Raw genomic sequence first — 15,248 nt, forward strand, 5'->3', positions numbered from 1 at the left:
TCCCGGCGAAGCGTGAACGCCCAACACCATGAGCAGCATGGGCTCGGGGCATGACGAAGAATGAGCCGGCACTGGTTTGGCACTACTCCCGGGTGTGGCTGGCTTTTTGGGGTGCGCGGTCCGGGACGTCAAGTCTTTCGACGCTGGCTGGCTTCGTCCACGAGTTCTGTCATCCACGGCCGGTGGCCCTGATGGAACACCAATCCTTCGGGCAGTCCCTGGATGGTTGGGACTGAATTTGCGATGTCGATGGTGATTCGGCCGCCGGCCATGGGCGCGTTGGTGATGTGTAGATCGCCGTAGGATTCCGGGAGTACGGGATTCATCCAGAACCCTCCGCGGGACACGTGGGTGTCATACTGCATCAGGCTCGTTACGAGATGGATCGGTGTGGTCGCTGCCCAGGCCTGCGGTGAACAGGCCGTGGGGTAGGGAACGGGTCTGGCGAACTCGTCCCGGCCGAAGCCGCAGAACAGTTCCGGGAGGCGGCCGTCGGAGTACTCGGCCGCCTCCAGGAGGGCGGTGGAGATCCGTTGTGCCTCCGCCACGAAGCCGTACCGCAGCAGGCCGGCGACGATGATCGCGTTGTCGTGCGGCCATACTGAGCCGTTGTGGTAGCTGGCCGGGTTGTAGGCGCCCATGTCGCTAGCCAGAGTGCGCACGCCCCAGCCGCTGAACATCTCGGGAGACATCAAGCGTTCAGCGACCTGTGGGGCCTTGTCCTCATCCACAAGCCCGAACCATAGGCAGTGGCCCATGTTGGATGCGCAGGCGTCGACCTGGCGCTTCTTGCCGTCGAGGGCGATGGCGTAGTAGCCGCGCTCGGGGATCCAGAACTGTTCGTTGAATCGTTTTTTAAGCTGCGCAGCGCGGTCAGTGAGTTCGTCCCCGAAAGCCGTGTCACCGGCGTCGTATGCCATCCATGCCCGCGATAGATAGGCGATGTAGACGTAAGCCTGCACCTCGCACAGCGCGATCGGCGGTTCGGCCAAGGTTCCGTCCGCGAAGTTGATGCCGTCCCAGGAGTCCTTCCAACCTTGGTTGATCAGGCCCTTGGGGTTGAGGCGTTCGTACTCGACGAACCCGTCGCCATCCTTGTCCCCGTAGTCCCGGATCCACCCCAGGGCACGGTCCGCATGGGGAAGCAGCGCGGTAATCGTGTCCTTGTCGAACCCCCAGCGGCTGACCGATCCAATTATCGCCACGAAGAGCGGCGTGGCGTCGACGCTTCCGTAGTAAGTGGACTTGCCGCCCAGGGAAAGTCCGCTGGAGACATCGAGCCTTACTTCGTGCAGGATCTTCCCCGGCTCCTCCTCACTCATCGGATCCACGACCTTGCCTTGCCGGTCTGCCAAGGTCTGCAGCGTTCCGAGGGCGAGGGACGGATCCACTGGCAGGGCCATGAGTGAGGCCCACAGTGAGTCCCTTCCGAACAGGGTCATGAACCATGGCGCCCCCGCGGCCACCACCACACGCTCCGGATGGTCCGGGTCCTCGATGCGAAGTGCACCCAGGTCGTCGTAGCTGCGCCGCAAAGTCCGTTCGATGGATTTGTTGCCCATTTGGAGAATCGGAATCTTGGCCACCCAGTCCTGCCAGCGCCGGTCCCGAGGGGACAAGCCGCCTCCGTCGGCGTGGACAAATGACGCGGCATCGGCTACCTCAGTCGCGGGCATGACTGTGACGACCGTGCTCCACTTGCCACGCGGCGCGATTGACACACGGTATGTCAGGGCTTCGGGCGTAACGTCCGCCCCGGATGCCTCGATTACAACACCCTTCCTGATGTCGTTCCAGACAGCCTGAATGGTCAGCGTTCTGCGGTCCGCCTGGCGGCTCTCTTCCCAGCGACGCCGGATCCGTGCCTCCTTCACCTCAAAAACGTCGGCGAAGTCTGCCTCGATCCTCACGGAAACCACGCATTCGACAGGTTCCAACGAAAAGTTTCGGACGGTTATCCGCTCGTGGATGCCTGCCCCCACTTCACGCAGTCGTTGCACTATCAGGGGGCTGTCGGCGTATCCATCCGAGCGGGAAACGCGACCGGCAAAAAGTGCCCTATATGGTTCCTGCGTCTCCGCCGCCAGCGGCTCAAGTAGCTCGCCATTTATGGCGAGACTCCAACCTGAAAGGATGCGGGTATCCCCGACGAACAGACCGTGCGGATGTTCGGCGCGGATGTCCCCGTTCGGCAAAGAGATGCAGAATGACGACCCCTCGACAAGAGTGACGGCCCCGGCGCCGAGCGGTCCGGCCGCGGTGTCGGCATTCCATCCAGCCATCCCAACCTCCTCGGAGGCGGCAACAGCGGGCCAGGCCTGAAGCCGTGCGGCTGCCGTCACCGCTAATTCTCTAGCCGACGCTACTCTCGCTTGACATCGGACGCCAGAGGCCGCACCCTCGCGGAGGCTTCTTCTGATTCAACGCCCGTCATTGATGAGACGGGGTTTGGCGGCCGGCGCACCCCATTGTCCGAGCGAAGTTTTCAGCATCGGCGCCCTCGTTGGGTGGAATGAAGGAGTCTGAACCTTTTTCCGTTGCAGGCCTGCACGTCGGCAGACGGCGGCCGCCCGTTTCGGCATGTGGGCGTCCAGATCTCTCTGGGCCGAACCGGGCAGCTGCATTGCCAATCGTGCTGAGACAGAGCCCAGCAGCCATCGCTCGAACACCCCACAATTGGATGCCTGAGCCGAGGCGAAAACACAGAGGACCGGATGCGCAGGGCACTCCAAGCGCCGTCAGGGGAGCACTGCAGTCGCTTCGATCTCCACAAGGTGGTCAGGTTCATCAAGTGCCGCGACGCCTATCAGCGTGGCTGGTGGAACCGCTTCTACGCCCAGCTTTGCTATTGCGCGGGAGCGTCCTTCCAGGAATTTGTCCATCTTGTCCGGAGTCCAGTCGACGACGTAGATAGTAATTTTGCTGACATCGTCGAATGACCCGCCGACGCCGGACAGGGCGGTGCCGATATTGAGGTAGCACTGCTCGACTTGAGCGGCGAGGTCGCCTTTGCCAATCGTGTTCCCATCGCGGTCCCAGGCGACTTGGCCTGCGATCGAGACCGTCTTCGAGCCGGTAGCGACTGACACTTGCCGGTAGACGTCGATGTTAACCAGTCCTTCGGGGTTTACAAAAGTTACGGGCATTTTTGCTCCTTCGTTAGTGGGTTCCTTTGTCGGAGTGCTGTTGCTACAGCCGGCGAGGGCCAGTGCCGCGGCGACCACGGTGGCTGTTAGTAGATTCTTCCTAGAAAACATCATTTGTTGCCTCCTGTGTGTGTGGGGTCGGCGATGCCGATGTATTGGGCGTAGAGGTATTCTTCGATGCCTTCGAGGCCGCCTTCACGGCCCAGGCCGGACTGCTTAACGCCCCCGAACGGTGCCGCGGCGTTGGAGATCACTCCGGCGTTCAGGCCGAGCATGCCGGTCTCGAGGCGTTCGCCCATCCGGATGCCGCGGTTCAGGTCCTTGGTGAAGACGTACGCGGCCAGCCCGTATTCGGTGTTATTGGCCAGGCGGATGGCGTCGTCCTCGGTGGAGAAGGTGGTGATCGGTGCGACGGGTCCGAAGATTTCCTCGGACAGGATCCGGCTGCTCTCGGTGACGCCGGTGAGGATGGTGGGCTGGTAGAAGTAGCCCGGACCGTCCACCGGTCCGCCACCGGCCACTGCAACGGCCCCTGATGCCACGGCGTCGGTGACGAGTTCGTGGACTTTGTCCCGGCTCTTCGCGTCGATCAGCGGACCGACCTTGGAGTGTGCCTCGGTGCCGCGGCCGGTGGTCATATCCGCCATCTTCACGGCGAACTTTTCCGCGAATTCGTCCGCGACTGCCTCGTGGACGATGAACCGGTTTGCCGCGGTGCAGGCCTCGCCCATGTTCCTCAGCTTTGCCAGCATCGCCCCGGCGACGGCAGCGTCAATGTCGGCGTCCTCGAAGACGAGGAAGGGAGCGTTGCCGCCGAGCTCCATCGAGGTCCGGAGCACCGTTTCGGAGGCGTCCGAGAGGAGCCGGCGGCCCACTTCGGTGGAGCCGGTGAAGGAGAGTTTCCGTAGCCGGGAGTCCTTGATCAGCGGGCCGGTGGTGGCGCCGGCCGTGGAGGTGGGGATGACGTTCAGGACACCGGCGGGTAAGCCGGCTTCCTGCATGACGGCGGCGAACAGTTGCGAGGTCAGCGGGGTCAGGTTGGCGGACTTCAGCACCATGGTGCAGCCGGCTGCAACGGCGGGGGCGATCTTGCGGGTGGCCATGGCGAGTGGGAAGTTCCACGGGGTGATCAGCAGGCACGGACCCACTGGCTTCTTCGTCACCAGCAGCCGGGACTTACCGTCCGGGGAGACGGAGTAGCGGCCAAAGGCACGGACGGCTTCCTCGGAGAACCAGCGCAGGAACTCGGCGCCGTAGGTGACCTCGCCGCGGGCCTCGGCCAGCGGCTTGCCCATCTCCAGGGTCATCAGCAGAGCGAAATCCTCGGCCCGCTCCGTCACCAGGTCGAACGCCCGGCGCAGGATTTCCCCGCGTTCCCGGGCCGGGACCTTCGCCCAGGACTCCTGCGCTGCAGCGGCGGCATCCAGGGCTGCAACGCCGTCCTCGGGACCCGCGTCAGCAATACTCAACAGGATCTTGCCCGTGGCCGGGTCCTCGATCTCGAAGGTCTTCCCGGACGCGGCGGGACGCCACTCGCCGTTGATCAGCAGGCCTGTCGGGACCGTTGCCAGTAGCCCTGCCTCACGTTCTTTGTACATCTGTCGGCCTCTCATTTGGGCGAAGTTTGTTATGAGCCAGCGCGAAGTCGTCCGCGCGCCGCAGTCGGTTTGTTGCGCTAATCCGCGTTGATTCGACCTGGTTTCTCATCCCAGGCGCGTACGGGCGCATATGCATCCGGGTCGGTGATTACGTCGATGACCGTAGTTGTGTCTGACTCGAGCGCAGATTTCAAGGCCGGGCCGATGTCGTCCGCATGCTGTACGGTGACGCCGTGTGCGCCGACCGTGCGGGCCATGGCGGCGTGGTCTACCGGGGCGAATTCGATGGCTGTCGTGGTTTTGCCGAAGAAGTAGTTCTCGGCATGGCGCTGGTAAGCCAGCACCTTGTTGTTCAGGATGATGACGACGACCGGGATATTTTCTCGGACGGCCGTTTCCACCTCTGACCAGACGTGGGCGAAGCCGCCGTCCCCGACGATGGACACGACCCGTGCCTCGGGATTTGCCAGCTTCGCGCCGATTCCGAGTGGATAGCCCCATCCGAGGCCGGCGAGGCCCCGGGGAACGAGGAAACGCTGGCCTGCTCGTTTTGCCGTGAGGTAACTGGTCACCCAGATCGAGGCGTAACTGGCGTCGGCGACGACGATGTCTTCGGGGTTCAGAAGGGTGTCAAGCTCGGCGAGGAGGCGCTCCGGTGCGATCGGTGTGCTGTCGGAGGTTACTAGAGTCTCCACGGCAGAGGCATGCTTCCGTCGGCCGTCCGCGATGGTTGCTGTTAGCTCTGTCGACGCCGACTCTCTTTTGGTCAGGTCAACGTGGTCAAAGGCTGCGGTCAGATCGGCCAACGCCGAACGGGCGTCTCCTACAAGACGTATGGCCTCATAGTTCCGGCCAACTTCGAGACCATCGACATCGATATGGATATACGTTGCGTCCGGTGAAGTGAGGCTCCAGCCATCCGTGCCGTTCTCGTTGGTCCGCGTCCCGACAAGGAGCACCACGTCCGCCTGTGAGATAAGGGGCAAGTGAAAATATGCTGGCCCGTGTTCGCCCGTCACGTTTGCGGCGACACCAAGCGACAACGGGGCTGTTTCATCGACGGCGCCCTTGCCCATGTTTGTCGTTGCGACGGGGAGGTGAGCTCGGGTTTGAAGGGCTGTCAGTTCGTTGATGGCTTGAGATATATGGACGCCGCCGCCGGCAATGACCAGAGGGGAGCGCGCATTCGCAAGAAGTTCCGCGGCATGGGCCACGGCACTAGCCTCCGGTCGTGGACGGTCCAGAGGAAATCCACCCAGATTTCGCGATCGATGAAAGCGGCTGGGCTGCGCGTCAAGGTCGAGAACATCTTTAGGGAGCAGTAGCACGACCGGCCCGGGACGCCCACTGTTAGCCACGGTGATGGCGAGGTCGACATTATCTTCGGCGCGTGCCGGGTCGTCTATGCGTCGAGTCCATTTCGAGACTCCCGCAAACAAAGCGAAGTGGTCGAGCTCCTGGAAGGCATTGCGATCCCGATTCGAGGCCGGGACTTCCTGCACCAGTACCAGCATCGGAATTGAAGCTTTCATTGCTTCGGCCATCGGCGCCACAAGGAGCGTCGCAGCGGGACCGTTTTGGGCCGCGACGACAGCAATCTGATTGGAGATTCGTGAGTAGCCGTCCGCCATCACGCCCGCTGCGTTCTCGGTGCGGTAGAAAACTTGTCTGATGCCGATCTTCTCGGCAGCGAGCATGAGGGCCGTGGGGTTGCTCTGCCCGAAAATCATCGTTACTCCGTGCCGGTGCAGGGCCGCGGCAATTATGTCAGCGACAGTGGTGCTCATAATTCCTCCAGATTCGTTGCTTGGTGCTTCAAGACGATTTCACTATATGTACTGTATGTCAAATACTGACATTGCTTTGCTGAAGGTAGATTACTGTATTTGAAACGACTTGCATATATTGACACAAGCCGCGGAGCGGCTGTAGGCTCGGCAAAGCGCTTGAGACCGCGTGATCCTCATAGGGAGGCGCCGTTCATGTGGGATCGCTACGAGCCAGAATGAAGCGGCGGTGGAACACGCGATCAAGTTGCCAGCGAGCCGCATATCCGCCCCACAGGCAACTGACAGGATTCCGTAGATGGATCACCCACGTGTTAGGACCCAGTACCTTATGACCATCAGGCTTTCTCCGGCACAAGTCCTCAACGGGCTTCACTTTCACCTGCAGACCAATCGCCGGGATGCGGCATCCCTCCACGGCGGCGGGCAGCAGTTGCAATGCTTGGCGTGGGATTCCCTGTTCGAAGGAGAACGGGTCGAAATAATGCACAACGGCAAGTTCACCGGCGGCGGTACGGTCGACGCATTCATGTCTGACGGATCGACAGTTTGGATATGGATGAACGGCGGGCATGGTCGCGTCATGCTCCTTTCGGACGACGGTTACTGCCTGCGCCGACCTCCGAGGAGCGGCAGCACAGAGGCCAGTTAGGCCGTCTGCCGCAGGCTCCTGCTCGCCTCACGACGGCCATAGCTGACGGCCTGGCGTCTCGTCACACCGACTCCCTTGCCGACACCAGAGCCAGCGACTGTGGTACCTGCGAACGAAGTGTTGGGAGCGGCAAATCTGTGGCGTACCGTTCCGGTGGTGACATGATTCGAAGCGATTTGTTCGCAGCCATCCTTGTCAGGCGACGCTTCTCTCTGATCACGAGGGGAGGTGCCGCGGGTTGGGCCAGCTGGTACCGGACTCCAACCTCCTGATAGCGCACCAACTGCCGGGAATAATTCCCAGCCAGACCGCGGAGACTCCAATGACTAACGAGCAAATGACGGAAGTACGAACCACTTACACTGAGCATGCGCGATTCAGGTTCGCCATACTGGCTCTCGATGGGGGAGGACGGCGGCCACCCACATTGGGACCCGCTTCACTGGCCAAACTCACCGGCGCCGTTCGAGCGGTCCACACCCAAACCATCGACGCACTCGCCATCATCGGTGCAGGGCCGGCCTTCTGCGCTGGCGCGGACCTCAAGAAGATGACAGAAGCAACTACCGCTGAGCAGGGCGCGGACCTTGCCCGGCAGGGTACGGAAGCTTTCGCCGAAATCGCGGCACTGCCCATCCCGACGTTTGCATTCCTCAACGGACTCGCACTCGGCGGTGGACTGGAACTCGCCCTCCATGCGGACTACCGCACAGCGTCCGCCACGGCCGGCCCCATCGGGCTCCCCGAGGTGCGTCTAGGGCTTATTCCCGGGTGGGGAGGCCTCGCCCGGACCCTGGAACTTCTCGGCCCGCAAGCCGCAGCACAGATTGTAATTTCTGACTCATTCGCCGGAAAGAACCTTTCGGCCAGCTCAGCGCACAAGCTTGGACTGGTGGACGCGATACTTCCTGCCCACGACTTCCTGGCCTCGTCCTTGAATTTTGCCGCGTCTGTACTCGCAGGAGACATCGCTCCAGTCCGCGAACAGCGCAACAACGATGGTTGGGACTCTCTGAACGGAGTCCGGGAGAAGCTCCACACCAGACTCCAAGGATCTGCGCCAGCACCCTACCGGGCCTTGGATCTGCTTCAGGCACAGCGCCCCGACAGCGTCGACGGTACGGGGGCCCGGTACACCGACATGCGAGAGACGACTGCGAAGACTTTCGGCGAACTCCTAATTTCGGATGAAGCACGAGCAAGCATATATGCCCTGCAGCTAACACAATCGCTGGGCAAGAGGCCCGCGGGACGCCCGGAGGACCCGCCCCTGCCGGTCCAATCCGTCGGTGTCATTGGCGCCGGGCTGATGGCCAGTCAATTGGCGTCGGTCTTCGCTCAACAGCTCGGCGTCCCTGTCCTGATGACGGACATTTCACAGGAACGGGTGGACAGGGCACTTGAATCCATCGGATCCGAACTGAACAGAAAAGTTCAGTCCGGACGATTGGACCCCAAACTGGCCGAGACTACCCGCAGTTTGATCACGGGGACAACGAACAAAGCGGATTTCAGCGGGTGCGATGTCGTCATAGAGGCCGTGTTCGAAGAACTGGCACTGAAGCGTGCGGTGTTCGGCGAACTCGAGTCGATCGTTCGGTCCGACACGCTGCTCCTGACGAACACGTCCGCACTCTCGGTCGAACAGATCGGCTCCAGGCTCGCCCATCCCGAGCGACTCGTAGGCTTCCATTTCTTCAACCCTGTCGCCGTCCTGCCACTTGTTGAAATCGTCACAACGCCGCAGACCAGAGACTCAGCGCTGTCCACCGCGTTTGAACTGGCGAAACGACTCAGTAAGATCCCCGTACTAACCACTGACTCTGCCGGCTTCGTGGTCAACCGTGTCCTGACACGCCTCCTATGCGAAGTCCTCACCCGCATCGACACCGGCATGGACCCTGCCGTCATAGATCATGCACTGGACCCCCTTGGCCTGCCCATGACACCCTTGCAGCTACTCCAGTTCATCGGACCAACCGTCCAGCTACATATATGCGAACGCTTGAGGTCGGTGTATCCGGACCGATTCCCTCATATGGGGACACTCACCGCCGTCGTCAAGGCGGGCCTTCCGGGCTTCCTGGATGAGAACGGAGGAATATCGCCGGACGCAGCCGCCCTTCTCCCCCCGGCGCGTCACGCTGATCCTGAGCTGGTCCGCGGCCAAATTCTAGGGGGACTGGCTGAAGAGGTTGAGCATATGCTCCGTGAGGGAGTGGTTGCAGGCCCGGAACAAATCGACCTGTGCATGATCCTCGGGGGAAACTATCCCTTCCACACGGGCGGTCTCACGCCCATGCTGGACCGGAGCTGCAATACCGCCTTCCACTCTGGCCTTCGAGTGCCATTACCACCACGAGCTGACTTGGAAGAGTATCAAAAACAGGGGTGACGCCATGCAGCGGGGAGCCGCCAGAACCGGCAAGGCAATCCCCGGCACACATATCGACACCAGCGCAAAATCCAGCTTGCACGTCCTCCGAAGGATGGGCCGGCAAGGAGTTCCGCATTTTGCGAAGATGCTTCCAATCCTGGGCACGGAGGAGGTTCTGCTCGCGAGTTCTATCCGTAAACCCCTGTATGTGCGGTCAGATGAATGGTGTCAAATGTGTGATCGACCCATTCGAACCTGGGTGGCATCTTCCGACCACTGGGTAACGGGGTGACTTGGTGTGCCATGACTATGGCTCGCATGTTGCCCATTGCGATGGCTCTGCCCTCGCAATAGTGCCTGCGATACCGGCTGCTGACTATAGCTGTATCTGGGTATCTTGGGGATGACAAACGCGGCCTCTGCCGGCCTCCAGCGGATTTACCGGTATCAAAGGCGTCACGGTACTCGAGTCCACGCTGGTACTGCTGGGGGCATATCGCTCGCCAAGAAAGGACCTCTACGGGCTATTGGCGTGGCCGCTTCCGCAGCCAAAACAGGGCTATTGAGAGGGCGCAGGGTTTCGATGAGGCCCTTATCTAAGAGTCGACCCTGCCGGGGAGCAGTTCCGGGCCGCCGCTCCTGACGGCATCGAGTTTTCCTTCCTCAACGTTGGCGGCGAGTATTTGGAAGCGGACCTGGCGAAGCTCAAGATAATGTAACGGGGCGACAATATGTGGCGCCCTCGCCAACTACAACAGCGTTGAAAGGTTCCGGAACCTCGGAACCGACTGTCAACACGGCCGGCACCCAAGAAACTTCTCGTATACGAGGATCAAGACCTCTACCGGAGGATTTTGAGAGAAGAAAGCTGGGGGTGAACACGCTGCGTTTGTGAGGAGACCGTCGTGGACGGATTCGAGAACTCGGGACTGATGCGTTCATCCGATCATTCGGAAACTCACTGAATGAATGCTGTCGATAACAGGAAGTCCAAGGCTGGGCTTTACCCCGATGATTCCAGGCTTGCGGTCCGCCATCTGTAGTCCATGCCTGATCATCATTCCTTACAGCCCAAACTGGGGCGATGCGGCGCCATGTTTTCCCACGAACATTCATCCCGGAGGTGGTCTTCGCGGGCCGAACAAATGCCGGCGGCAACACAGCTACGTATCCTTCGGCGGAACGTCACTCTACCCTCCGGCATGGGATGGATCACCCGCCGCCTGGACTCTCCTGACTGCATAGAGGCTTTGGGACTTGCCAAGCCTGCGCTCCAGTCGGAATCCCGGCACGCGATATTGCAATGTTCCGGGCAGATGGTCGCTTCAGGTTTGTGCATCCGACCGTGGCATGAGCGACGGCGGTTGAGCGGCACGGGGCGGCCGCACCTACCGCGAAGTGGCCGACGGTCACGCTTCGGTTCTCTGGAACTGTGCGAGGGAATGGACTTGTCAACGAGGGAAAGTGGGCAGGTCATGCTCTCGACTGGCAACTTCAGCACAAGTGGGCGGGTTGGAACATTTTTTGCAAAGCGCACCCAGCAAAAGAATGTTGCGTCCCGCCGCAGGGCCTTGAGCTCCAACGGCGGGACGCCCCAATTCTTATCAGACGGCGTTGGGAACCTTATTGAGGGTGATGGTCTGCCAGTTTGTGTATTCCATCAGTCCGTGCAGGGAGTTCTCGCAGCCGATACCGGACTGCTTGTGGCCTCCAAAGGCCTGGTCCGGCGAGTACTGATGCACCTCGTTGATCCAGACAGTGCCCGCCTCGATCTGGCTGCCGATACGTTGGGCGGCCTCAAGGTCTTTGCTCCAGACGGTCGCGCCGAGGCCCCAGATCGTGTCGTTGGCCCGGGCGATCACGTCCGCCTCGTCTTTCCATTTCAACAGCGGCAGGATCGGGCCGAATGGCTCCTCGACCACCAGCTTCGAGGATTCCGGCGGGTTGTCGACCAAGGTCACGGGAACGATCCAGCCTGAGGCGTTCTCATCAATCTGTCCCCCGAGTGCGAAGGTGTGACCTTGTACGCGTGAATCCTCGAAGAACTCCTTGACCTTTTCGTACTGCTGCAGGTTCTGGATCGGGCCGATCTGGGTATCTTCCTCGGCCCCGTCACCCACTTTGACGGTACGGGCGTAGGCAACCAGCGCATCCCGGACGGAGTCGTAGACATCCTCATGGATGAACAGCCGCTTGGTGGCCTGGCAGAACTGTGCGTTGTTCTGGAATGCGGCCCAGAACAACTGCGGCGCCACCGTCTCGGGGTCGACGTCCGGCAGAACGATCGCAGGGTCGTTTCCGCCAAGCTCCAGCGTGATCCGCTTGATGTTGTCCGCGGCAGAACGCATGACGTGACGACCCGTTTCTGTGCTGCCGGTAAACGAGATCTTGTCGAGTCCCGGGTGCGAGGTCATCCAGCGACCCAAGTCGTCGTCGCCGGACACGACGTTGAGCACGCCGTCCGGCAAAATGCCCTGAGCAAGTTCACCCAGCCGCAGAGTTGTCAGGGGAGTAAACGGCGACGGCTTGACTACGATAGTGTTGCCGGCCATCAGTGCGGGCGCGATCTTCCAGATGGCCAGCAGGATGGGGAAGTTCCAGGGCGTGATCGCGCCGACAACACCGAGCGGTGTGTACCGGGTGACGACGCGGCGAAGCTTAGTGTCCTCGATGACCTCTTCGGGAAGTCGCTGCTTGGCGATTTCCCGCAGCCAATGGATCGACCCTCCGACTTCCCACTCGGCGCCGGCACGCGGCTTCCCCTGCTCGCGCGTCAGGAGCGCCATGAACTCTTCAGCGCGCTCCTCAAGACGGTCAGCCAGTGCCGTAACAGCAGCCTGGCGTACCTCGACCGGTGAATTCGACCACGCCGGGAATGCCGCACGTCCGGCACTGATGGCCTCGTCGAGCTGGGCTCGTGTTGCCACGGGGACCTCCGCAAACGCTTCGCGTTTTGCCGGGTTGTAGACGGGCAGGGTCAGTTGCGACACCGCCGACTTACCGTTGATTGTCATTGCGTAGCTACTGTCCAGCAGGCCCGGGCTCAACTCTGAGACGACAGAGTTCATATCAACCTCCATTGGTTGTCATGTTCGATGAAACCCACAGCGTGGGTCTCTTCACAGTAGTTCGCCGTCAAAAGGCCAACTGTTTCAGATCGGAACAACCGCAACGGCGAACTGTTGATCCGGATGTCGCGACCGCTGAGATTGGCTCATCGACGGGGCTAGCGGCTCAAAGCCGCCGAGCGAAATTGTGAGACAGTTTGTTCCCTCCTCGCGTTCAGTCTTAGCCATCGGCAGGAAACGCAACCCGGAAGCCCTGGCCGGCTTCGCCAAGGAACGCCGCGCCACGATGCCGCCACTCACAGACCCTCTGCCGGCCGGCTGAGGGGCCACCAAGCGTTCACGGCCCGCCTGCACCTGACCAGATCGACGCCCACACGGCCGTCCGCGCGACTCTCACCAGTGCGAATGGAGGAACGGTGAACGCCCTTTCGTGTCGAGAAGGAAGTGCTGGCCGGCTATCCCCGAAGAATCCCTCAAAGTCGCCCAGGTGATGACGTCTGAAACCGGCGCCGACATGGCTGTGTTCGAAACCCGGGGCCGGCTCGTGTCCTGGTCCGGGGCCTGTCCCGTGGTGGGATCGGAGCTTGCGCATCCTGCACTCAACCCCAAAGGAATCCCCGGGCGCCGTGGCCTCTCCGCGTCCCAGGGCAGGGGCAGCATCTGGGAGCCAAGTAGCGGCGCATTTCCGCCCGGCAGGGTCCGATGAAGCAATCGCCGCCCTCGAACACGTCCATCCTCACTGCGGTTTCGCATATGCTCACCTACGGCGAATGCTACGCAGATCGGTGCGGACCAATTCACGCGCCAGGATTCGATGAAAGCAAAACAACGCCATCCTGAAATTCAGACAGCTTCGGCTTCGACGCCCCATAACCCGCCGCAGCCTGGATAGCCTCAGCTTCACCTCAGCTGAATGAGTTGGGCCACTGTTTTTCAGGCCGCTGTCATAGCTTGCCTTCGGCTTGATGCACTGGCGCTAGCCTTGGATACCGAGGGCATTCATCCTGCGGTACAGCGTGGTACGGCCAATGCCCAGTGCGGCAGCCGCGTGCACCTTGTTGCCGAGACAATCGGCAAGAGCGCGCATAATCGTATCGATTTCGGCCTGTTCCATGGGGGTGAACCGTCTTCGGCTGGGGGCGGTCCGATATCTCTGAGGTAGGGCCTGCACCCCGATGGCTCCTTTTGCGCACTGGGCGACTGCGTGCCGGAGCACGGATACTAGCTCGGCCACGTTGCCTGGCCAGCGGTGCCGTTCCAGGACATGCAGAGTCTCCGAGCTCAGCCACGCCTGAGGCTGGAGATCGCGTACAACCTCCCGGGCGATGACGCCGATCTCGTCTCGACGATGACGCAGCGGTGGCAGGTCAATGCGTTCGAGGCATCTTGACGAAATGCCGAGATGCTCACGCCCCAAATTGTCATCGGGACCGCAGGTCATCACGAACCAGCCTTCCGCCTCGTCCAGGTGGCGACCGAGCCGTCTGGCCGTCCACGAGTCCAATAGATCGATGTCCTCGATGATTATGAGTTCATCGGATACGGACCTGAACCCTTTGTGAAATCCGCTGGTCTCGGAATCGCTCAACTCCCTCGGGTCGAGAATGCGCGTCGGCCGGTCACCGGCCAGACGCTTCGCCAGATGGCTCCGTCCGGAGCCTTGCTCGCCTCGGATCAGAACCGGCGATTGGAGGGCGCGAAGGCGTTCCACGGTCTTTTCCATGACCAATCCAGGAGCGCCCCGCCGAGGTATGGCAGGCCGCGTCCGGTCCCCGTCTCTTACTTCGACCAGCAGTGCGCCATCCGTACCGGGCACCACAGTGCAGTGGACTTTCAGTTCCCGTTGCTCGCCACTTTCCAGTCGCAGCTCCGTCTCGATTGAGGCTCCGTGTTCAGCATGCAGCTCGCGTACTGTCCGCTGGAGCTCGGGGGTAAAGAGCTGGGTCGCGGCATCGTTAGCGAGGGTAAGTCCGTTGCCCAGAGCGATGAGGGGGGCTCGCACCCGCGCCGACCTGGCCTGGAAGGCTGCAAGGATTCGCTGCTGCGAGGTCGGGCTGCCAGCAAGCAGCCGCAGCTCGACGTCGTGCGCCGCGCGTGCAAGCAAGGGCATCATTAGGGAGGTTGAATCGCTTGCAAAGCAGGTTATGTCCAGCACACCTTCAAGGCGCTTGGTGACGGGATGGATGATCGGGTGCCCGTAACAGCTCAAATCCTTCAAAATCTCAAGGAAGTGTTCACGTCCATCAACGGCGATGCCCTGACCGATCTCGAACACGGTGGCAAGGGAGTTCGTTCCAGTCCGGTCTTCGTCATACCTGAACCCTGGCACAGCAAAGATCGTGTCCAGCCTGGCCCCGAGTTGAGATTGCCCGAGCCGTCGATCGACTATCACCGAATCCCGGTTCGCCAAAAGGATGCTGAATCGCTCTCCTAGGAGCTGATCGGTTACCGCGTCGAGCACCGGGCGGGCGGCGCGGACCAGCCTGCTGTGCGGGTCGATCGGCGTTTGCGGTCCTTCGTTAATGACCGAGCCCGGATTCAGTCCGTTTTGTGAGGCTCGCCGCCAGGACTGTGCAATAGGGTCCCGGAGGACCTCATGCTTGTCATCCCACTGCACAGC

8 protein-coding genes are annotated in these 15,248 nt (G+C 61.4%); 2 read left to right on the top strand and 6 right to left on the bottom strand.

The genetic code is table 11. From position 1 onward, the window contains the following. Positions 1 to 128: 128 nt before the first annotated feature. From LDN82_RS09605 to LDN82_RS09620, 4 genes are all read right to left on the bottom strand, one after another. A complete protein-coding gene (locus LDN82_RS09605) occupies positions 129 to 2,282 on the bottom strand; it encodes a glycogen debranching N-terminal domain-containing protein (RefSeq protein ID WP_224167170.1) in 2,154 nt (717 codons plus the stop codon). A gap of 456 nt (positions 2,283 to 2,738) precedes the next feature. Beyond that, positions 2,739 to 3,146 carry a RidA family protein gene (locus LDN82_RS09610; RefSeq protein WP_224167171.1) on the bottom strand — a complete coding sequence of 136 codons (408 nt, stop codon included), beginning with the start codon at positions 3,144 to 3,146 and terminating at the stop codon, positions 2,739 to 2,741. Between the two features lie 110 nt (positions 3,147 to 3,256). After that, a complete protein-coding gene (locus LDN82_RS09615; RefSeq protein WP_224167172.1) occupies positions 3,257 to 4,744 on the bottom strand; it encodes an NAD-dependent succinate-semialdehyde dehydrogenase in 1,488 nt (495 codons plus the stop codon). A gap of 77 nt (positions 4,745 to 4,821) precedes the next feature. Continuing rightward, complete coding sequence (locus LDN82_RS09620) at positions 4,822 to 6,531, bottom strand: acetolactate synthase catalytic subunit (RefSeq protein WP_224167173.1); 1,710 nt, start codon at positions 6,529 to 6,531, stop codon at positions 4,822 to 4,824. Between the two features lie 331 nt (positions 6,532 to 6,862). Between LDN82_RS09620 and LDN82_RS09625 the strand changes: the two genes are divergently transcribed. Continuing rightward, the gene (locus tag LDN82_RS09625; protein WP_224167174.1) at positions 6,863 to 7,183 is read left to right on the top strand and encodes a hypothetical protein; all 321 of its coding nucleotides are present in this window, start codon (positions 6,863 to 6,865) and stop codon (positions 7,181 to 7,183) included. 322 nt (positions 7,184 to 7,505) lie between these two features. Beyond that, complete coding sequence (locus LDN82_RS09630; RefSeq protein WP_224167175.1) at positions 7,506 to 9,578, top strand: 3-hydroxyacyl-CoA dehydrogenase NAD-binding domain-containing protein; 2,073 nt, start codon at positions 7,506 to 7,508, stop codon at positions 9,576 to 9,578. Between the two features lie 1,586 nt (positions 9,579 to 11,164). Here LDN82_RS09630 and LDN82_RS09635 read toward each other — a convergent pair. Both LDN82_RS09635 and LDN82_RS09640 read right to left on the bottom strand, forming a co-directional pair. Further along, the gene (locus LDN82_RS09635; RefSeq protein WP_224167176.1) at positions 11,165 to 12,628 is read right to left on the bottom strand and encodes an aldehyde dehydrogenase family protein; all 1,464 of its coding nucleotides are present in this window, start codon (positions 12,626 to 12,628) and stop codon (positions 11,165 to 11,167) included. A gap of 976 nt (positions 12,629 to 13,604) precedes the next feature. After that, positions 13,605 to 15,245, bottom strand: coding sequence for a helix-turn-helix domain-containing protein (locus LDN82_RS09640; protein ID WP_224167177.1), 1,641 nt, complete (start codon positions 15,243 to 15,245; stop codon positions 13,605 to 13,607). Positions 15,246 to 15,248 lie beyond the last annotated feature (3 nt).

The sequence above is a fragment of the Arthrobacter sp. StoSoilA2 genome, assembly GCF_019977195.1.
GTDB lineage: Bacteria > Actinomycetota > Actinomycetes > Actinomycetales > Micrococcaceae > Arthrobacter.

Bases quoted from the DNA above. Each gene is read 5' to 3' on its own strand.
- LDN82_RS09605 (WP_224167170.1), bottom strand. From the start codon at position 2,282: ATGGCTGGATGGAATGCCGACACCGCGGCCGGACCGCTCGGCGCCGGG.
- LDN82_RS09610 (WP_224167171.1), bottom strand. From the start codon at position 3,146: ATGCCCGTAACTTTTGTAAACCCCGAAGGACTGGTTAACATCGACGTC.
- LDN82_RS09615 (WP_224167172.1), bottom strand. From the start codon at position 4,744: ATGTACAAAGAACGTGAGGCAGGGCTACTGGCAACGGTCCCGACAGGC.
- LDN82_RS09620 (WP_224167173.1), bottom strand. From the start codon at position 6,531: ATGAGCACCACTGTCGCTGACATAATTGCCGCGGCCCTGCACCGGCAC.
- LDN82_RS09625 (WP_224167174.1), top strand. From the start codon at position 6,863: ATGACCATCAGGCTTTCTCCGGCACAAGTCCTCAACGGGCTTCACTTT.
- LDN82_RS09630 (WP_224167175.1), top strand. From the start codon at position 7,506: ATGACTAACGAGCAAATGACGGAAGTACGAACCACTTACACTGAGCAT.
- LDN82_RS09635 (WP_224167176.1), bottom strand. From the start codon at position 12,628: ATGAACTCTGTCGTCTCAGAGTTGAGCCCGGGCCTGCTGGACAGTAGC.